Genomic DNA, 19,211 nt, shown 5'->3' on the forward strand with positions numbered 1-19,211 from the left:
GCCGGCGCCGGGGCCGTACGGGAACGCCCCTCCCACCCCGGCCGTCGAACTTGCCTCACCTGCCTCACCTGCCCCATCTCACGAAAGCCCGAGGACGACTCCATGGACCGGCTCTCCAACACCGTGCGCCCCTACGCCTGGGGCTCCACCACGGCCATCCCCGAGCTGCTCGGCACCCCGCCCACCGGGGAGCCGCAGGCCGAGATGTGGATGGGGGCCCACCCCGGAGCGCCGTCCCTGCTCACCCGAGCCGGCGTCGAACTCCCGCTCGACCAGGTCATCGCCGCCGACCCCGCCGGTGAACTCGGCGCCGCCGCGGTGGAGAAGTTCGGCCCCCGCCTCCCCTTCCTCCTCAAGCTCCTCGCCGCCGGAGCCCCGCTCTCCCTCCAGGTCCACCCCGACCTCGCCCGGGCCCGGCTCGGCTTCGCCGACGAGGAGAGCCGGGGCGTTCCGATCGACGCCCCCCACCGCACGTACAAGGACGCCAACCACAAGCCCGAACTGATCTGCGCCCTCACCCCGTTCGACGGCCTCTGCGGCTTCCGCCGTCCCACCGAAGCCGCGGAGCTGCTGGATGCCCTCGGCGTCGACTCCCTCAAGCCGTACGCCGACCTGCTGCGCGCCCACCCGGAGGAAGCGGCCCTGCGCGAGGTCCTCACCGCGATCCTCACCGCCGACCCGGAGGAGATGGCCGCCACCGTCGCGGAAGCCGCCGAGGCCGCCGAACGCCTCGGCGGTCCGCACGCCCCCTACGCCGCGATCGCCCGCCACTACCCCGGCGACCCCGGCGTCCTCGCCGCGATGCTGCTCAACCACGTGCGGCTCCAGCCGGGCGAGGCGCTGTACCTCGGCGCGGGCGTCCCGCACGCCTACCTCGACGGCCTCGGCGTGGAGATCATGGCCAACTCCGACAACGTCCTGCGCTGCGGACTCACCCCCAAGCACATCGACGTACCCGAACTCCTGCGCGTGGTCCGCTTCGAGGCGACCGAGCCGGGAGTGCTGCGCCCCGAGGCGTCCCCCTCCGGCGAGGAGCCGTACGAGACCCCGGTCGACGAGTTCCGGCTCTCCCGGTTCGACGTCTCGCCCGGCGCGGCCCCGGTCGACCTGACGGCCGCCACCCCGCAGATCCTGCTGTGCACCGCCGGCGCGCTGCGGACCGGCGAGCTGGACCTCGCCCCGGGCGGCTCGGTCTTCGTACCGGCGGGCGAAACGGTCGAAGCGTCGGGGAACGGGACGCTCTTCCGCGCCACCGTCGTGGCCTGACGTACCGTCCGTCCCGGCGGCCGCCCCGAGGGCTGCCACAATTGGCGGCCGTACCGCGATGACCGGCGCGCACCGACGAGAATGTGCACCGGCTCCACGGCGCGCACCGATCCGTGTGCGCGCCGACGCGCGTGCGCGGCACCGATCACCGTTCGCGGCACCGATCCGCGTTTGCAGCACTGAGGAAGGGACACCAGGCACCCATGAGCGCGTCAGGCGGAACCAAGGCGATCGTGGCGGCACTCTCCGCCAACCTGGCCATCGCGGTGGCCAAATTCGTGGCGTTCCTCTTCAGTGGCTCGTCGTCGATGCTCGCGGAGAGCGTCCACTCGCTCGCCGACTCCGGCAACCAGGGACTCCTGCTGCTCGGCGGCAAGAAGGCGAAACGCCAGGCCACCCCCGAGCACCCCTTCGGCTACGGGCGCGAGAGGTACATCTACGCCTTCCTCGTCTCCATCGTCCTCTTCTCCGTCGGTGGCATGTTCGCCGTCTACGAGGGCTACGAGAAGATCAAGCACCCGCACCCCATCGAGGCCTGGTACTGGCCGGTCGGCGTGCTGGTCTTCGCGATCATCGCCGAGGGCTTCTCCTTCCGTACGGCGATCCACGAGTCGAACCAGACCCGCGGCACCATGAGCTGGACCGACTTCATCCGCCGCGCCAAGGCGCCCGAGCTCCCCGTCGTCCTGCTGGAGGACTTCGGCGCGCTCATCGGTCTCATCCTGGCCCTCGGGGGTGTCGGCATCTCGCTCGCCACCGACGACGGTGTCTGGGACGGCATCGGCACCCTCTGCATCGGCATTCTGCTCATCGTCATCGCGATCGTGCTGGCCGCCGAGACCAAGTCGCTGCTCCTGGGCGAGTCGGCCGGCCCCGAGCAGCTGGAGCGGATCAAGGCCGCCGTCGTCGACGGCGACACCGTCACGGGCATCATCCACATGCGCACCCTCCACCTCGGCCCCGAGGAGCTCCTCGTCGCCGCCAAGATCGCGGTCCAGCACGACGACACCGCGACCGAGGTCGCCAACGCGATCAACGCCGCCGAGACCCGCATCCGCGCGGCCGTGCCGATCGCCCGCGTCATCTACCTGGAGCCGGACATCTACAGCGCGGACGCCGCGTCGGCGGGCACCAACCCCGGCCGGTCCCCGCTGGCGGCCGATGCCGAGCACCCTGCGGACGGCGAGCGGCCCTCGGACGCCGAGCGGCTTCCGGACGGCGGCGAGCCCTCCGGCCCGACCCACTAGAACCAGCCAATCCGGCCGTCCCGTGAGCGCACCGACCCCCGTGGGCCGGTGCGCTCACGGCCGTTCGGTGTAGATTCGTACGCGTACCAGACGTCGCTGCTGATGGCGGTCGATCGGCCCGCGCGAGCGGACCGGCCGAGGGAGAGAGGGCCTCCGACGGACTGAGCCGCGAGCCTCGGGCATTCGTATGCCCGGCGCCGCACAGCCAGCCCGCCCACCCTCGACCCTTACGAGGAGCAGACCCGCCATGACGACGGTCGCCCAGAACCAGGACTTCAAGGTCGCCGACCTTTCCCTCGCGGTGTTCGGCCGCAAGGAGATCACCCTCGCCGAGCACGAGATGCCCGGCCTGATGTCGATCCGCAAGGAGTACGCGGCCGCGCAGCCGCTGGCCGGCGCGCGCGTCACCGGCTCGCTGCACATGACCGTGCAGACCGCCGTGCTCATCGAGACCCTCGTCGCCCTCGGCGCCGAGGTCCGCTGGGCCTCCTGCAACATCTTCTCCACCCAGGACCACGCGGCCGCCGCCATCGCCGTCGGCCCGACCGGTACCCCCGAGGCCCCCGCCGGCGTCCCGGTCTTCGCCTGGAAGGGCGAGACCCTGGAGGAGTACTGGTGGTGCACCGAGCAGGCCCTGACGTGGCCGAACACCCCCACCGGCGGCCCGAACATGATTCTGGACGACGGCGGTGACGCCACCCTCCTGGTCCACAAGGGCGTCGAGTTCGAGAAGGCCGGCGCGGCCCCGGACCCGTCCACCGCGGACAGCGAGGAGTACGCCCACATCCTCACGCTCCTCAACCGCACCCTCGGCGAGTCCCCGCAGAAGTGGACCCAGCTGGCGTCCGAGATCCGCGGCGTCACCGAGGAGACGACCACGGGCGTCCACCGCCTGTACGAGATGCACCGCGACGGCACCCTGCTGTTCCCGGCCATCAACGTCAACGACGCCGTCACCAAGTCGAAGTTCGACAACAAGTACGGCTGCCGCCACTCGCTGATCGACGGCATCAACCGCGCCACCGACGTCCTCATCGGCGGCAAGACCGCCGTCGTCTGCGGTTACGGCGACGTGGGCAAGGGGTGCGCCGAGTCGCTGCGCGGCCAGGGCGCCCGCGTGATCATCACCGAGATCGACCCGATCTGCGCGCTCCAGGCGGCCATGGACGGCTACCAGGTCGCGACCCTGGACGACGTCGTCGAGCAGGCCGACATCTTCGTCACCACGACGGGCAACAAGGACATCATCATGGCGTCCGACATGGCCCGGATGAAGCACCAGGCGATCGTCGGCAACATCGGCCACTTCGACAACGAGATCGACATGGCCGGCCTGGCCAAGATCGACGGCATCGTCAAGGACGAGGTCAAGCCGCAGGTCCACACCTGGACCTTCCCCGACGGCAAGGTCCTCATCGTGCTCTCCGAGGGCCGCCTGCTGAACCTCGGCAACGCGACCGGTCACCCCTCCTTCGTCATGTCCAACTCCTTCGCGGACCAGACCCTGGCCCAGATCGAGCTGTTCACGAAGCCGGAGGAGTACCCGACCGACGTCTACGTGCTCCCGAAGCACCTCGACGAGAAGGTCGCCCGCCTCCACCTGGCCGCCCTGGGCGTCAGGCTCACCACCCTCCGCCCGGAGCAGGCCGCCTACATCGGCGTCGAGGTCGACGGCCCGTACAAGTCCGACCACTACCGCTACTGATCCCACCCGCCGGCGGCCCACCCCCCGCGCGGGACCGGGCCGCCGGCGACCGGAAGAGTCTCAGCAGCAGGTACGAGTGCAGGCCCCCGCACCCCCGTGGCGGGGGCCTGCCCCGTATCCCGCCCGCGCAGCCCGAAGGACCCCATGCCCCGCGGCCGTTATTCGCTCCACGATCCGCACGATCGCACCCCCCTCGGTGAAGAGCACTTCCACTGCGCCCCCGGCCCTTCCGGCTGGCGTTACGTCGGCCGGAGGACCGCTCCCTCCGGCGACGACATCGGCTCCGCCGACCTCGCGCTCGACGAACTCGGCCGGCCCATCCGTCTCGAACTCCACGCGGGCGGCTGGCAGATCCGCGCCGCCGCCCTCGAAGGCGTCACCTGGGTCAGGACCGACCCCACCGGCACCGACGCCACCGAGGGCAACGTCCGCGCCCACGCCTTCTCCGGCACCTCGCCCGCCTTCCTCGTCGCCGTCACGCGACTCCTGCGTCTCACCCCCGATTCCCCCGCGACCCGCGTCCGTCTGGTCACCTTCACGGATCCGGTCCTCGCGCCCCTGACCGCCGATCAGTCCTGGGCCCTGGTGGACAGTGAAACGCACCCCACTGACAACGGCCCCCTGACGGTCGACACCTACCAGGTCGGCGACTTGGCCACGGGGGAGCGCCATACCGTGCACCTCGCCGGTGACGTGGTCCTCGCCGCCCCCGGGATCGAGCTCGAAGACCTCGAGTCCCCGCCCTCCCCCCGGCCCGCACCGCGCCAGGACCACCTGGACGAGTAGCCCACGCGGCGGTGCGCGACGGGTGCGGTGCGGGCGGGTTCTCCGTCGGCGGGAGCCGTGCGGGCCGGTTCCGGGCGAGCCGCCGCCGTTCACGCCTGCGGGGTTCAGGTCGGCGGGGTTCAGGCCGGCGGGGTTCAGGCCGGCGGCGCGAACCCCGTCCGGGGGGCCGGGGCGTCCGGGGCCTTCTCCGGGTCGATCGGCAACCCGGTTGCGCCGGCACCCCGGCCGGGAGCACCCACGACGGCACCGGCGGAGGGACGGCCGGGAGGAACGGTGGGTACGCCACGTCCGGCCGTCGGGCCGCCCGTCGGCCCCGGGCCGGCGGGCGCCGGCGCGGAGAGCCCGCCGTCGCCCGCCGGACCGACCGCGTACGGGGCCGCCCGCATCCTCCGCGCCTCCCGTTCCCGCCGTTCGTGCAGCACGGCGGCGAGATAGGCGGCGGGAGGCACTTCTTCCGGCGGGGAGACCGCCGTCCTGGCCACCAGCTCACCGGCGAGCTGTGTACCGAGCGCCTGCCGTACGTCGGGATCGAGCTGATGGAGGCGGGAGAGGTACTGGCGGGCGGCGAACCAGAACTCGTCCGGCACCGCGGACAGGTCCAGCTGCGTGAAGCGGCCGGCGAGCCACGGCGGAAGCGGCGGCATGGCCCGGGAACGGTCGGCCGGGACCCGTTCCCGCACGACGAGCGTGCCGGCGAAGACGTCCCCGAGCCGACGGCCCCGGGCGGAGACCAGAGAGCTGATCGCGGCAACGACACCGAAGGTCAACAGGAGCTCGACGACACCCATCGCGCCGCGCACCAAGGCGTGCCGGAACCGGATGGGCCCCCCGTCCTCGCGCACCACCCGCAGTCCGCACGCGAGCTTCCCCAGCGAACGGCCACGGCTCAGGGTCTCGACCGCGACGGGGCCGCCCACCAGCACGAGGAGGAAGGACGCCACGGCCACGGCCGCGCGGGCCGCCTCGTCGAGCATCACGGTGGACAGCGTCAGCACGAGCGTGAGCACGAAGAAGACGACCCAGAGCAGCACCGTGTCGATGGCCACGGCCAGCGCTCTGCTCGGCAGCCGCGCGGGTCTCAGCTCCAGGACCACCGCGTCCCCGGTCACATGTTCACTCATCGTCCCCCACCCTTCGTCCCACACCCCTGCCCCGCCGTGCGACAGTCTGCCAAGCTGATCGTCGGCGCGCCGCCGTTGCTGGGATCCGTACTCCCTCGTCTGGAGCAGTCACCACCATGGACCTCGACGTCTTCGTCACCGCCCACCGCGCGGAATGGGACCGCCTGGACCTTCTGCTGAAGCGAGGACGCCGTCTCACGGGCGCCGAAGCCGACGAACTCGTCGCGCTCTACCAACGGACGGCCACGCACCTCTCCCTGGTCCGGTCACAGGCCCGCGACCCGCGCACGGAGGGGCGGCTCACCCAGCTCGTGGCCCGGGCCCGCTCCGCCGTGACCGGCACCCGCAAGGCGTCCTGGCGTGACGCGACGCGCTTCCTCACCACCGGATTCCCCGCCGCGGTCTACCGCTCGCGCCACTGGTGGGTTCCCACAGCGGTCCTCTCCACCCTTCTCGCCGCGCTCATCGGGTGGTGGATCGGCGCGCACCCGGAGATACAGGCCTCCCTGGGCGCCCCGGAGGACCTGCGGGCGATGACCCGGCCCGGCGGGGAGTACGAGACCTACTACTCCAGCCACCCCGCGGCCTCCTTCGCCGCCCAGGTGTGGACGAACAACGCGCAGGCCGCCGCCATGTGCCTGGTCCTCGGCGCGTTCCTCGGCCTGCCGGTGATCTGGATCCTCTTCACCAACGTGCTCAACCTTGGGATCGGCATCGGGCTGATGTCGTCCGCGGGCCGACTGGACACCTTCCTCGGCCTGATCCTGCCGCACGGCCTCCTCGAACTCACCGCTGTCTTCGTGGCCGCCGGCACGGGACTCAAGCTCGGCTGGACCGTCGTCGACCCGGGACTCCGAACCCGCCGCGCCGCACTCGCGGAAGAAGGCAGGGCGGCGATCGGCATGGCGATCGGTCTCGCCCTGGTCCTGTTCGTGTCGGGGGTCATCGAGGGCTTCGTGACGCCCTCGTCCCTCCCCACCTGGGCGCGGATCACCATCGGCGTCGCCGCCGAGGCCGCCTTCCTCCTGTACGTACGGGTCCTCGGCGGCCGCGCTGTCCGGGCCGGCGTCACGGGTGACCTCGACGCGACCGAGCGGGGAGCCGCCCTGCCGACCGCCGCGTGACCGCCACACCGCGGCGGATGTGCGTCACGCCTCGCGGAGCTGCTAGTCTCCTCTTCGCCCACAAAACCCGTTGACACGGCGGCTGTGGGGAGGTAGATTTGACTAGTTGCATCGGACTGGACAGGTTCGATCCCAGCGAATAATCTGTATCTCGCTCTTGCAGGGAATGTCGATTTCCGCGGAGCCACTTGATTCCCTGCTCAGAGATTCGGGTCGTTCATTCGGCCCCTACTCCTCTGATATTGTCGGAATCAGCCGAAAGGCAAAGGCTTTCCAATTGGCCGCCGGAATTCAGTTCGGACCGGAAACGGAACGGATGAAAGAGTCTGGTACGGTTGGACTCGCCGGAAAGGGAAACGCGAAAGCGAAGAACTGGAAAGCGAGAATGTTCCTCCCGCTTCGACCGGGAAACAGACACGAAAGCGTCTGATAGAGTCGGAAACGCAAGAACGAAGGGAAGCGCCCGGAGGGCCCCGGTGAAACGGGACCGAAGGAAGCGTCCGTTCCTTGAGAACTCAACAGCGTGCCAAAAGTCAACGCCAGATATGTTGATACCCCGGCCTGCTTCGGCAGGTTGGTGGTTCCTTTGAAAAGTCCTGCCGGCACTTAACGGTCCGGTGGGCAACAACAGCGAGGACGCTGTGAACGACCGGTCATATTCCGACCTGGTCGTTCCGCTCTCGTGTTGTGATCCCGATTACGGGAAAACATTCACGGAGAGTTTGATCCTGGCTCAGGACGAACGCTGGCGGCGTGCTTAACACATGCAAGTCGAACGATGAAGCCTTTCGGGGTGGATTAGTGGCGAACGGGTGAGTAACACGTGGGCAATCTGCCCTTCACTCTGGGACAAGCCCTGGAAACGGGGTCTAATACCGGATAACACTCTGTCCCGCATGGGACGGGGTTAAAAGCTCCGGCGGTGAAGGATGAGCCCGCGGCCTATCAGCTTGTTGGTGGGGTAATGGCCTACCAAGGCGACGACGGGTAGCCGGCCTGAGAGGGCGACCGGCCACACTGGGACTGAGACACGGCCCAGACTCCTACGGGAGGCAGCAGTGGGGAATATTGCACAATGGGCGAAAGCCTGATGCAGCGACGCCGCGTGAGGGATGACGGCCTTCGGGTTGTAAACCTCTTTCAGCAGGGAAGAAGCGAAAGTGACGGTACCTGCAGAAGAAGCGCCGGCTAACTACGTGCCAGCAGCCGCGGTAATACGTAGGGCGCAAGCGTTGTCCGGAATTATTGGGCGTAAAGAGCTCGTAGGCGGCTTGTCACGTCGGATGTGAAAGCCCGGGGCTTAACCCCGGGTCTGCATTCGATACGGGCTAGCTAGAGTGTGGTAGGGGAGATCGGAATTCCTGGTGTAGCGGTGAAATGCGCAGATATCAGGAGGAACACCGGTGGCGAAGGCGGATCTCTGGGCCATTACTGACGCTGAGGAGCGAAAGCGTGGGGAGCGAACAGGATTAGATACCCTGGTAGTCCACGCCGTAAACGTTGGGAACTAGGTGTTGGCGACATTCCACGTCGTCGGTGCCGCAGCTAACGCATTAAGTTCCCCGCCTGGGGAGTACGGCCGCAAGGCTAAAACTCAAAGGAATTGACGGGGGCCCGCACAAGCAGCGGAGCATGTGGCTTAATTCGACGCAACGCGAAGAACCTTACCAAGGCTTGACATATACCGGAAAGCATCAGAGATGGTGCCCCCCTTGTGGTCGGTATACAGGTGGTGCATGGCTGTCGTCAGCTCGTGTCGTGAGATGTTGGGTTAAGTCCCGCAACGAGCGCAACCCTTGTTCTGTGTTGCCAGCATGCCCTTCGGGGTGATGGGGACTCACAGGAGACTGCCGGGGTCAACTCGGAGGAAGGTGGGGACGACGTCAAGTCATCATGCCCCTTATGTCTTGGGCTGCACACGTGCTACAATGGCCGGTACAATGAGCTGCGATGCCGCGAGGCGGAGCGAATCTCAAAAAGCCGGTCTCAGTTCGGATTGGGGTCTGCAACTCGACCCCATGAAGTCGGAGTTGCTAGTAATCGCAGATCAGCATTGCTGCGGTGAATACGTTCCCGGGCCTTGTACACACCGCCCGTCACGTCACGAAAGTCGGTAACACCCGAAGCCGGTGGCCCAACCCCTTGTGGGAGGGAGCTGTCGAAGGTGGGACTGGCGATTGGGACGAAGTCGTAACAAGGTAGCCGTACCGGAAGGTGCGGCTGGATCACCTCCTTTCTAAGGAGCATTTCTTACCCGGTTTCGGCTGGGTCAGAGGCCAGTACACCGGCGAATGTTCGGTGCTGGTTGCTCATGGGTGGAACGTTGACTATTCGGCACGGTTGGTTGGTTGTTGCGAGTACTGCTTCGGCGTGGAAAGTAATGATGGATCGATTGTGTCGGGCACGTTGTTGGGTATCTGAGGGTACGGCCGTAAGGCTGCCTTCAGTCCGGTCCCGGTAAAGCATCACGTAGTGGTGTGTGACGGGTGGCTGGTTGTTGTTTGAGAACTGCACAGTGGACGCGAGCATCTGTGGCCAAGTTTTTAAGGGCGCACGGTGGATGCCTTGGCACCAGGAACCGATGAAGGACGTGGGAGGCCACGATAGTCCCCGGGGAGCTGTCAACCTAGCTTTGATCCGGGGGTTTCCGAATGGGGAAACCCGGCAGTCGTCATGGGCTGTCACCCACTGCTGAACACATAGGCAGTGTGGAGGGAACGAGGGGAAGTGAAACATCTCAGTACCCTCAGGAAGAGAAAACAACCGTGATTCCGGGAGTAGTGGCGAGCGAAACTGGAACAGGCCAAACCGTATGTGTGTGATACCCGGCAGGGGTTGCGCATGCGGGGTTGTGGGATCTCTCTTTCATAGTCTGCCGACTGTGAGACGAGTCAGAAACCGTTGATGTAGGCGAAGGACATGCGAAAGGTCCGGCGTAGAGGGTAAGACCCCCGTAGCTGAAACATCAACGGCTCGTTTGAGAGACACCCAAGTAGCACGGGGCCCGAGAAATCCCGTGTGAATCTGGCGGGACCACCCGCTAAGCCTAAATATTCCCTGGTGACCGATAGCGGATAGTACCGTGAGGGAATGGTGAAAAGTACCGCGGGAGCGGAGTGAAATAGTACCTGAAACCGTGTGCCTACAAGCCGTGGGAGCGTCGCTGTATGTGCTTGCACATGCAGTCGTGACTGCGTGCCTTTTGAAGAATGAGCCTGCGAGTTAGCGGTGTGTAGCGAGGTTAACCCGTGTGGGGAAGCCGTAGCGAAAGCGAGTCCGAACAGGGCGATTGAGTTGCACGCTCTAGACCCGAAGCGGAGTGATCTAGCCATGGGCAGGTTGAAGCGGAGGTAAGACTTCGTGGAGGACCGAACCCACCAGGGTTGAAAACCTGGGGGATGACCTGTGGTTAGGGGTGAAAGGCCAATCAAACTCCGTGATAGCTGGTTCTCCCCGAAATGCATTTAGGTGCAGCGTCGTGTGTTTCTTGCCGGAGGTAGAGCACTGGATAGGCGATGGGCCCCAACGGGTTACTGACCTTAGCCAAACTCCGAATGCCGGTAAGTGAGAGCGCGGCAGTGAGACTGTGGGGGATAAGCTCCATGGTCGAGAGGGAAACAGCCCAGAGCATCGACTAAGGCCCCTAAGCGTACGCTAAGTGGGAAAGGATGTGGAGTCGCAGAGACAACCAGGAGGTTGGCTTAGAAGCAGCCACCCTTGAAAGAGTGCGTAATAGCTCACTGGTCAAGTGATTCCGCGCCGACAATGTAGCGGGGCTCAAGCGTACCGCCGAAGTCGTGTCATTCACACATATAGGGCCAACGCCTGTGTGGATGGGTAGGGGAGCGTCGTGTGCCGGGTGAAGCAGCCGCGGAAGCGAGTTGTGGACGGTTCACGAGTGAGAATGCAGGCATGAGTAGCGATACACACGTGAGAAACGTGTGCGCCGATTGACTAAGGGTTCCTGGGTCAAGCTGATCTGCCCAGGGTAAGTCGGGACCTAAGGCGAGGCCGACAGGCGTAGTCGATGGACAACCGGTTGATATTCCGGTACCCGCTTTGAAACGCCCAGTACTGAATCAGGCGATGCTAAGTCCGTGAAGCCGGCCCGATCTCTTCGGAGTTGAGGGTAGTGGTGGAGCCGATGAACCAGACTTGTAGTAGGTAAGCGATGGGGTGACGCAGGAAGGTAGTCCAGCCCGGGCGGTGGTTGTCCCGGGGTAAGGGTGTAGGCCGTGTGGTAGGCAAATCCGTCACACATGAGGCTGAGACCTGATGCCGAGCCGATTGTGGCGAAGTGGATGATCCTATGCTGTCGAGAAAAGCCTCTAGCGAGTTTCATGGCGGCCCGTACCCTAAACCGACTCAGGTGGTCAGGTAGAGAATACCGAGGCGTTCGGGTGAACTATGGTTAAGGAACTCGGCAAAATGCCCCCGTAACTTCGGGAGAAGGGGGGCCATCACTGGTGATTGGATTTACTCCATGAGCTGGGGGTGGCCGCAGAGACCAGCGAGAAGCGACTGTTTACTAAAAACACAGGTCCGTGCGAAGCCGTAAGGCGATGTATACGGACTGACGCCTGCCCGGTGCTGGAACGTTAAGGGGACCGGTTAGCTGACTTTCGGGTCGGCGAAGCTGAGAACTTAAGCGCCAGTAAACGGCGGTGGTAACTATAACCATCCTAAGGTAGCGAAATTCCTTGTCGGGTAAGTTCCGACCTGCACGAATGGCGTAACGACTTCTCGACTGTCTCAACCATAGGCCCGGTGAAATTGCACTACGAGTAAAGATGCTCGTTTCGCGCAGCAGGACGGAAAGACCCCGGGACCTTTACTACAGTTTGATATTGGTGTTCGGTTCGGCTTGTGTAGGATAGGTGGGAGACTTTGAAGCGGCCACGCCAGTGGTTGTGGAGTCGCCGTTGAAATACCACTCTGGTCGTGCTGGATGTCTAACTTCGGTCCGTGATCCGGATCAGGGACAGTGTCTGATGGGTAGTTTAACTGGGGCGGTTGCCTCCTAAAGAGTAACGGAGGCGCCCAAAGGTTCCCTCAGCCTGGTTGGTAATCAGGTGTTGAGTGTAAGTGCACAAGGGAGCTTGACTGTGAGACCGACGGGTCGAGCAGGGACGAAAGTCGGGACTAGTGATCCGGCAGTGGCTTGTGGAAGCGCTGTCGCTCAACGGATAAAAGGTACCCCGGGGATAACAGGCTGATCTTCCCCAAGAGTCCATATCGACGGGATGGTTTGGCACCTCGATGTCGGCTCGTCGCATCCTGGGGCTGGAGTCGGTCCCAAGGGTTGGGCTGTTCGCCCATTAAAGCGGTACGCGAGCTGGGTTTAGAACGTCGTGAGACAGTTCGGTCCCTATCCGCTGTGCGCGTAGGAATATTGAGAAGGGCTGTCCCTAGTACGAGAGGACCGGGACGGACGAACCTCTGGTGTGCCAGTTGTCCTGCCAAGGGCATGGCTGGTTGGCTACGTTCGGAAAGGATAACCGCTGAAAGCATCTAAGCGGGAAGCCTGCTTCGAGATGAGTATTCCCACCCCCTTTGAGGGGTTAAGGCTCCCAGTAGACGACTGGGTTGATAGGCCAGATGTGGAAGCCCGGTAACGGGTGGAGCTGACTGGTACTAATAGGCCGAGGGCTTGTCCTCAGTTGCTCGCGTCCACTGTGTTGTTCTGAAATAACAATCCGCTGTGTTTTTCCGGTTGGTTGATTTCATAGTGTTTCGGTGGTCATTGCGTTAGGGAAACGCCCGGTTACATTCCGAACCCGGAAGCTAAGCCTTTCAGCGCCGATGGTACTGCAGGGGGGACCCTGTGGGAGAGTAGGACGCCGCCGAACAATTTTTCCGGGAGACCCCCGTGCCTTTGGGCACGGGGGTTTTCTGCGTTCCGGGGCCGCATCGGCGGCGCGATGCGGTCGGACCGTTCGCGATACGGCCGGACTGTTTCCGTTCTCCCGACGACCGCCGCCCGGAGAACAGAAACAGTCGCACCGCGGTCAGAGCCGGCCGGCCGCCTTGAGCGCCAGATAGGCATCGGCGAGGGCGGGCGCCAGAGTCTCCGGCAACGCGTCGACCACGACGGCCCCGTGGCGCTGGAGCCGTTCCCCGGTGCGAGTCCGTTCCGCCTGTGCCCCGGCACCGACGGCCGCCTGGTAGACCGCGTCCACGTCGCCCCGCGTACGGGCCATCTCCTCCACCCGGGGGTCCGCCACGGCAGCGACGATCACGGTGTGGCGCCGCGTCAACTGCGGAAGGACCGGGAGCAAGCCCTCCTCCGCGGGGGCCTTGTCGAGCGTCGTCAGCAACACGATCAACGACCGCTGCGGAGCGGCGGCCAGGGCGGCCGTGCTCATCCCCCGCATGTCCGTCTCGACCAGCTGGGGCTCCAGCGTCGCCATCGCGTCCACCACCCGCGCCAGCACCTCACCCGGTGCCGTACGGCCCCGTACCCGGGCCCGTACGCGCCGGTCGTAGGCGAGCAGGTCGACCCGGTCACCTGCCCGTGCGGCCAGGGCGGTGAGCAGCAGGGCGGCGTCCATCGCGGCGTCGAGCCGCGGCACGTCCCCGACCCGGCCGGCCGACGTACGCCCCGTGTCGAGGACGACCAGAATGTGCCGGTCCCGCTCGGGCCGCCACGTACGGACGGCCACCGCCGACTGGCGCGCGGTGGCCCGCCAGTCGATGGACCGGGTGTCGTCACCCGGTACGTAAGGACGGAGGCTGTCGAACTCGGTGCCCTCACCACGGCTGAGCGCGCTCGTACGCCCGTCGAGCTCGCGGAGCCGGGCCACCCGCGAGGGCAGGTGTTTGCGGCTCGCGAACGGCGGGAGCACCCGCACGGCCCAGGGAACCCGGTGATGCCCCTGACGGGTCACCAGGCCCAGAGGTCCCCGGGACCTGACCGTCACCCGATCGGGGACGCGATCTCCCCGGCGGGTCGGGCGCAGCAGCGTGAGGAGCCGCCGTGCCTCGCCGGGCGGGACGGAGACCGAGTGGCGGGAATCGCCGGTCCCGGCGGCGACGGCCCGAGCGCTCGGGGACCAGGCGTCACGGAGTTCGCCGCGCAGACGCCGCCGGGCAGGATTGGTGACGGTGAGTAGCACCGAAGCACTGTCGCCAAGTCGAACGGATGTATCACCGGATCGGGTGAAAACAAGGCTTCGCACTGGTGCTGCCAGGGCGTAGTCGCACAGAATGGCCAGTGAGAGGGGGGCATTGACAGCGAGCATGCCGACCCAGCTGGGGGCCAGGATACCTACGGGGAGTGACCCCGCTGCGGCCAGCAGAGCGGCTCTACCGGTGAGGGCCATGGTCACCGCCTCATCGGGGGACGGGCACGTGGGCGAGGACCGTGGTGATGACGGCGTCCGGGGTGACGCCCTCCATTTCGGCCTCGGGCCGCAGATGGATGCGATGACGGAGCGCGGGGAGGGCGAGGGCCTTCACGTCGTCGGGGATGACGTAGTCCCTGCCGGTGAGCCAGGCCCAGGCCCGGGCCGCGGAGAGCAGTGCGGTGGCCCCGCGGGGGGACACACCGAGAGCGAGCGAGGGGGATTCACGGGTGGCACGGCAGAGGTCGACGACGTAGCCGGCGATCTCGGGCGCGACGGAGGTTCTGGCGACGGCGGCACGGGCCGCCTCCAGGTCGTCGGGGCCTGCGACGGCGGATATGCCCGCCGCCTTCAGGTCACGCGGGTCGAATCCCTCGGCGTGACGGGTGAGGACGTTGATCTCGTCCTCACGGGAGGGGAGAGGCACCGTCAGCTTCAGCAGAAAACGGTCCAGTTGGGCCTCGGGCAGGGGATAGGTGCCCTCGTACTCGACCGGGTTCTGAGTGGCGACGACCATGAACGGGTCCGGGAGGGGGCGAGGTGATCCGTCGACGCTGACCTGACGCTCTTCCATGGCCTCCAGGAGGGAGGACTGGGTCTTCGGGGGCGTGCGGTTGATTTCGTCGGCGATCAGCAGGTTGGTGAAGACCGGACCTGCCTGGAAGGAGAATTCGGCCGTCCGCGCGTCGTAGACGAGGGACCCGGTGACATCGCTGGGCATCAGGTCGGGGGTGAACTGGACGCGCTTGGTGTCGAGTTCGAGGGAGGCCGCCAGGGCTCGGACCAGCAGGGTCTTGGCCACGCCGGGGACGCCCTCCAGCAGGACGTGCCCGCGGCAGAGCAGAGCGACGACCAGTCCGGTGACGGCCGCGTCCTGTCCGACCACGGCCTTGGCGATCTCGGAGCGCAGGGCTTCGAGTGATGCGCGGGCGTCTTCCGAGGTCGGGGTGGCCGGCGAGGGTGCGGTGGCCGCGGATGTCCTCGTGGTCGCCGGGGTCGGGGCGCTCATGACGTGCGTACCTCTCTTTCGAGGGCGTCGAGTTGGTCGGCCAGGCGTACCAGCGCGGTGTCGTCGGCCGGAGGCCGGCCGAAGAGCAGGGCGGCAGGATCGCCGCCGGCGGGGAGCCGGGGGGAGAGAGCGGGGACGAGTACGTCCGGGGAATGCGCGTCGCGGGGGGAGACACCCACCAGGGGAGCGAGGCGGGTGCGTGCCGCTTCACGGAGCAGGTCGGCGGCACGGTCGCGCGCGTCGGCTTTCCGGTAGAGGCGGGCGTGCCCCTCCGTCGCTTCGGAGGCGTGGACCGCCACCGGCAGGTTCTCGGTCACCAGCGGACCGAACCTGCGTCCGCGCCAGACGGCCGCGAGTCCTGCGGCGACAGCGAGTTGCAGCGTGCCCCACAACCAGCCGGAGGGGATCAGATCGAAGAAGCCCACCTCGTCGTCCTGCCCGGGTCCCTCGCCCGCCCCCGGGTCCCGGTCGGAACCGCCGGCACCGCTGCCGGTGCCCGGGGAGGGGTCTGCGTCCCCACCGCCGGTCCCGTCCCGGTCGTCCTCGGTGGAAGAAGGATCGGAGAGCGAAGGGAGGTACCAGACGAGATGCGTACGCGAGCCGAGGAGTTGCAGGGCGAGAGAGGCGTTTCCCTCGTGGGCGAGGCGCCGGTTGACCAGGATGTCGGGGGAGCCGAGCAGGACGGTCTCGCCGCCAGGGCGCGGGACGACCAGAAGAGCCGGAGAGGAGCGAGCCGGGTAACAGCGGAAGGTTCCGGCGGCCTCCGACTCGTAGGTGACCCCGCCCATGTCCGCACCGCCCGCGCGGCGGGCGGCCGGGTAGGCGCACTGCGGGGTACGTGCGGTCACCCCGGCGGCGTCCGCGGCGCGCACGCCGGGAGCGAGCGCGGGCAGGGACGGCGGTCCCGCTGCGATCAGGACGGTGCGCCCGCCGGCGTGGGCGGTGGCATCGGCGAGGCGCACCTGCTGGGACCGGGTGAGCAGGTCAGGGTCGGTGACCAGGAGGGTGCTGTCCGGGCCGTACGCGGAAAGGGCGCCGTCGAGGGTGGTGACCGCCTCGACGGTGACTCCGCGCTCCGTGAGCAGCTCGGCCAGGGCCCGGCTCCCGTCGGGGTCCGCCGAGCCGGGGTCGAGTGCCCCGTGGCGGCTGCCGGAGTGGAGAGCCACCGTGGCGAGGCCACCGACGAGCAGGACGAGCAGGGCGATCACGAAGCCACGGGTCCGCTTCCAGAGCTGTGCGGGCGTGGCGGACAGCGAGGTGGAGCCGGTGGCGGTGGAGCCGGAACCGGTGGTGGTCGCGGTCGCGGGGGAGCTGGTCATCGCTCGCCTCCCGTCGTGGAGGAGGCGGGGGTGCGGGAGGAAGCGGGCGAGGAGGGCGTGCCCACGGCCGACGGGCGCGCCGCTTCGAGGTCGCCGTCGAGGGTGCTGACGGCCAGGTACGCGTTCCGGTCCGCCGTGCGCCCGCCGTACGTCAGGGCGTCGAAGGTACCGGCGGCCGCCCGCAGCCGGTCCGCGTGCTCGGGCAGCCGGCGTCCGGCCTCCGCCGCCGCCTCGTCCGCGGTGCGGCCGGGACGGGGGTCGAGCAGCGCGCGTTCCTCCAGGGAGCGCACGATCGCTCGGGTCCGTTCCTGCACCGCCTCGGTCCAGCGGAGAGCCGTTGCGTGCGCCTCGGCGGTGGTGCGGTGCTCGGCCGCGCTCCGCGGGCCGCTCTCCCGGAAGAGGGGATCCGCCGAGCGGGCGGCCCGGCCCGGCGTGCCCAGCCGCCACCAGAGGGCGGCGGCCGGGGCGAGCACCAGGAGGACGAGCACCACGATGCCCAGCGGACCGCCGGGAGCCACGCCGGAAGCCGCGTCGAACATTCCGGTGATCCACTCCCAGAAGGAGTGGAGGGCTCGTTCGACCGGGCCGGGATCGCCCTCGTGGTACATCCCTTTGGACAGTTCTCTCTCCGCCGCCTCCCGTGCGGGAACGCGCGCGGAGTCCACGGGTATGTCGCCGGCCGGTGCACCGGCCCACACCCCCGGCCCCGATGTGGTGGTTCCCCCCGCCCCCGTCATGCCATCAGCCCCCGGAGGAGGCGTAGCCGGGGAGCCCGGCGGCCCGGCCGAGTTCCAGGTCGAGCGCCTCGCGGCGGATGCGCTGGTCGATGTAGAGCAGGGCGATCACACCGGAGACGAAGGGGTACGTCAGCGTCGAGATGATCACGTTGCCCAGACCGGCCACGAGGAGGGACGGCCAGCCGGCCGGCCCGGACTCACCGTGGAGGAGCGTGTCGGAGAGGTCCCCGTCGACGGAGAGCGCGACCAGCGCGAACGGGACGCCGATGATCAGGTACACGAGCATGAGCAGCAGGCCCGTGAGGGCGAGGACGCCGAAGATCCGCCACCAGGCCCCGCGCACCAGCTTCGCGGACCGGGCGAGCGCCTGGGCCACCGTCTGGCGTTCCAGCATCAGGGCCGGGGCGGCGAGGCAGAAGCGGACCGCCAGCCAGAGCGCTGCCGCGGAGGCCACGGGGAACCCCAGCACCAGCAGCCCGGCCCCCGCCGCGTCACCGACGAGCAGCCCCGGGGCCATCCCCACCGCCATGATCGCCACGATGGCGACCGCCAGCAGCAGCGCCAGCCCCACCACACCCCGCAGCCGCGGGCGGGCTTCCGCCCGGACGTCGGCCGAGGTGACGGTGCGGCCCAGCACCGAGCGGCTGACCACGACGCTCAGCACCGACGCGGTGACGAGGAAGGCGGCCATGCCGAGGACAGCGCTCGGCGCGCTGCTCAGGAGCAGGGAGCGCATCGCGTCGACCGACTGCCGGAGGACCTCGCTGTCGGAGAGGTCCTGGTCGATGGTGACCGGCTCCGGCAGCAGGAAACGCCCGATCAGGAGGGTGACGACCTGGACGAGGACGGCGACGACCAGGCTGACCCCCAGCGCGGTGCGCCAGTGGGTACGCATGGCGGAGACCGCACCGTCGAGGATCTCACCGACGCTCAGCGGACGGAGCGGGACGACACCCGGCTTGGGCGCCGCCGGCACGCGGCTCCAACCCTGAGGATTTCCCCAGCCGGGGGGCGGAGGTGCCTGGTTCCCCCACCCCGGGTGGGGGCCGGGGGCCTGGTGTCCCCAGCCGGGGTGGCCCCCGGGGGTCGGGTCGCCGCCGGCCCGGCCCCGTACCTGCGGGGGCACCCCGGGGCCGGGCCCCGACCGAGCGGGAGCGGACCACGGACCGGGCGGCGGCTGGGCGGGGGACCACTGGCCCGCCGCGCCGCTCCCGTCGGCGGAGCCGGAGCCGGAAGAGCCGGGGCCCCCGGAGGCGGAGTCGGTGGAGGCGGAGTCGGGAGACCCGGGGCCCACGGGAGGCCCGGAGACGCCGGATCCTGCGACACCGGATCCGGCGTCGGCAGGGCCGGAAGGGGAGGGGCCGGAAGGGCGGGGTACGGCCGCGCCCGCGCCCTGCTCGTCCAAGGGGGCGGATCCGGGCGGGGCCCAGCCCGGAGAGTCGTTCATTCTGGCTCCTTCACCGTCCTGACCGCTCATCGGGGCGGCAGGTTGGCAGCCATCGTGCCACGCGGGACACAGGTGTGGTCGAGGTGCTTCTGGTTCGCACCTTCATA

General features: G+C 67.9%; 11 protein-coding genes and 3 rRNA genes. 8 read left to right on the plus strand and 6 right to left on the minus strand.

Features of this window, described 5'->3' with window-relative positions; all coding sequences use genetic code 11:
• Positions 1 to 102: 102 nt before the first annotated feature.
• The 4 genes from manA to PZB77_RS19680 all read left to right on the plus strand — a co-directional run bounded on the left by manA (position 103) and on the right by PZB77_RS19680 (position 5,004).
• The gene (gene manA, locus PZB77_RS19665) at positions 103 to 1,266 is read left to right on the plus strand and encodes a mannose-6-phosphate isomerase, class I (RefSeq protein ID WP_275493925.1); all 1,164 of its coding nucleotides are present in this window, start codon (positions 103 to 105) and stop codon (positions 1,264 to 1,266) included.
• 203 nt (positions 1,267 to 1,469) lie between these two features.
• Positions 1,470 to 2,513: a cation diffusion facilitator family transporter gene (locus PZB77_RS19670; RefSeq protein ID WP_275493926.1), complete on the plus strand. Its 1,044-nt coding sequence runs from the start codon at positions 1,470 to 1,472 to the stop codon at positions 2,511 to 2,513.
• Positions 2,514 to 2,760: 247 nt separating this feature from the next.
• Positions 2,761 to 4,218, plus strand: a complete 1,458-nt coding sequence (gene ahcY / locus PZB77_RS19675; protein ID WP_275493928.1) for an adenosylhomocysteinase — start codon at positions 2,761 to 2,763, stop codon at positions 4,216 to 4,218.
• Between the two features lie 144 nt (positions 4,219 to 4,362).
• Entirely contained in the window at positions 4,363 to 5,004 is a 642-nt protein-coding gene (locus PZB77_RS19680; RefSeq protein WP_275493929.1) for a hypothetical protein, read from the plus strand.
• Between the two features lie 134 nt (positions 5,005 to 5,138).
• Here the strand turns inward: PZB77_RS19680 and PZB77_RS19685 are convergent, their stop codons facing one another.
• Positions 5,139 to 6,125 carry an RDD family protein gene (locus tag PZB77_RS19685; RefSeq protein ID WP_275493930.1) on the minus strand — a complete coding sequence of 329 codons (987 nt, stop codon included), beginning with the start codon at positions 6,123 to 6,125 and terminating at the stop codon, positions 5,139 to 5,141.
• A gap of 116 nt (positions 6,126 to 6,241) precedes the next feature.
• On the opposite strand from PZB77_RS19685, the gene PZB77_RS19690 reads away from it, so the two are divergent.
• From PZB77_RS19690 to rrf, 4 genes are all read left to right on the plus strand, one after another.
• Positions 6,242 to 7,249, plus strand: a complete 1,008-nt coding sequence (locus PZB77_RS19690; protein ID WP_275493931.1) for a stage II sporulation protein M — start codon at positions 6,242 to 6,244, stop codon at positions 7,247 to 7,249.
• A gap of 710 nt (positions 7,250 to 7,959) precedes the next feature.
• Positions 7,960 to 9,485: ribosomal RNA gene (locus PZB77_RS19695) — 16S ribosomal RNA — on the plus strand.
• Between the two features lie 297 nt (positions 9,486 to 9,782).
• Positions 9,783 to 12,907: ribosomal RNA gene (locus PZB77_RS19700) — 23S ribosomal RNA — on the plus strand.
• Between the two features lie 74 nt (positions 12,908 to 12,981).
• Positions 12,982 to 13,098: ribosomal RNA gene (gene rrf, locus PZB77_RS19705) — 5S ribosomal RNA — on the plus strand.
• Together the 16S, 23S and 5S rRNA genes form the textbook arrangement of a ribosomal RNA operon.
• A 159-nt stretch (positions 13,099 to 13,257) precedes the next feature.
• Here the strand turns inward: rrf and PZB77_RS19710 are convergent.
• Genes PZB77_RS19710 through PZB77_RS19730 form a run of 5 tightly spaced genes read right to left on the minus strand, consistent with a single transcriptional unit; the run spans position 13,258 to position 18,633 of the window.
• On the minus strand, positions 13,258 to 14,571 hold the full coding sequence (locus tag PZB77_RS19710) for a DUF58 domain-containing protein (RefSeq protein WP_275493932.1): 1,314 nt from the start codon (positions 14,569 to 14,571) through the stop codon (positions 13,258 to 13,260).
• A gap of 10 nt (positions 14,572 to 14,581) precedes the next feature.
• The gene (locus PZB77_RS19715) at positions 14,582 to 15,601 is read right to left on the minus strand and encodes a MoxR family ATPase (RefSeq protein ID WP_275493933.1); all 1,020 of its coding nucleotides are present in this window, start codon (positions 15,599 to 15,601) and stop codon (positions 14,582 to 14,584) included.
• Positions 15,598 to 16,920 (minus strand): DUF4350 domain-containing protein, encoded by a 1,323-nt coding sequence (locus PZB77_RS19720; protein WP_275493934.1) that lies wholly within the window; start codon positions 16,918 to 16,920, stop codon positions 15,598 to 15,600. Before PZB77_RS19720 ends, PZB77_RS19715 begins: the two co-directional genes overlap by 4 nt.
• Positions 16,917 to 17,657 carry a DUF4129 domain-containing protein gene (locus tag PZB77_RS19725; RefSeq protein ID WP_275493935.1) on the minus strand — a complete coding sequence of 247 codons (741 nt, stop codon included), beginning with the start codon at positions 17,655 to 17,657 and terminating at the stop codon, positions 16,917 to 16,919. The genes PZB77_RS19720 and PZB77_RS19725 overlap by 4 nt, the downstream gene beginning before the upstream one ends.
• A gap of 4 nt (positions 17,658 to 17,661) precedes the next feature.
• Positions 17,662 to 18,633 carry a glycerophosphoryl diester phosphodiesterase membrane domain-containing protein gene (locus PZB77_RS19730; RefSeq protein WP_275493936.1) on the minus strand — a complete coding sequence of 324 codons (972 nt, stop codon included), beginning with the start codon at positions 18,631 to 18,633 and terminating at the stop codon, positions 17,662 to 17,664.
• Between the last annotated feature and the right edge of the window lie 578 nt (positions 18,634 to 19,211).

The sequence above is a fragment of the Streptomyces sp. AM 2-1-1 genome, assembly GCF_029167645.1.
In the GTDB taxonomy this organism is placed as follows: domain Bacteria; phylum Actinomycetota; class Actinomycetes; order Streptomycetales; family Streptomycetaceae; genus Streptomyces.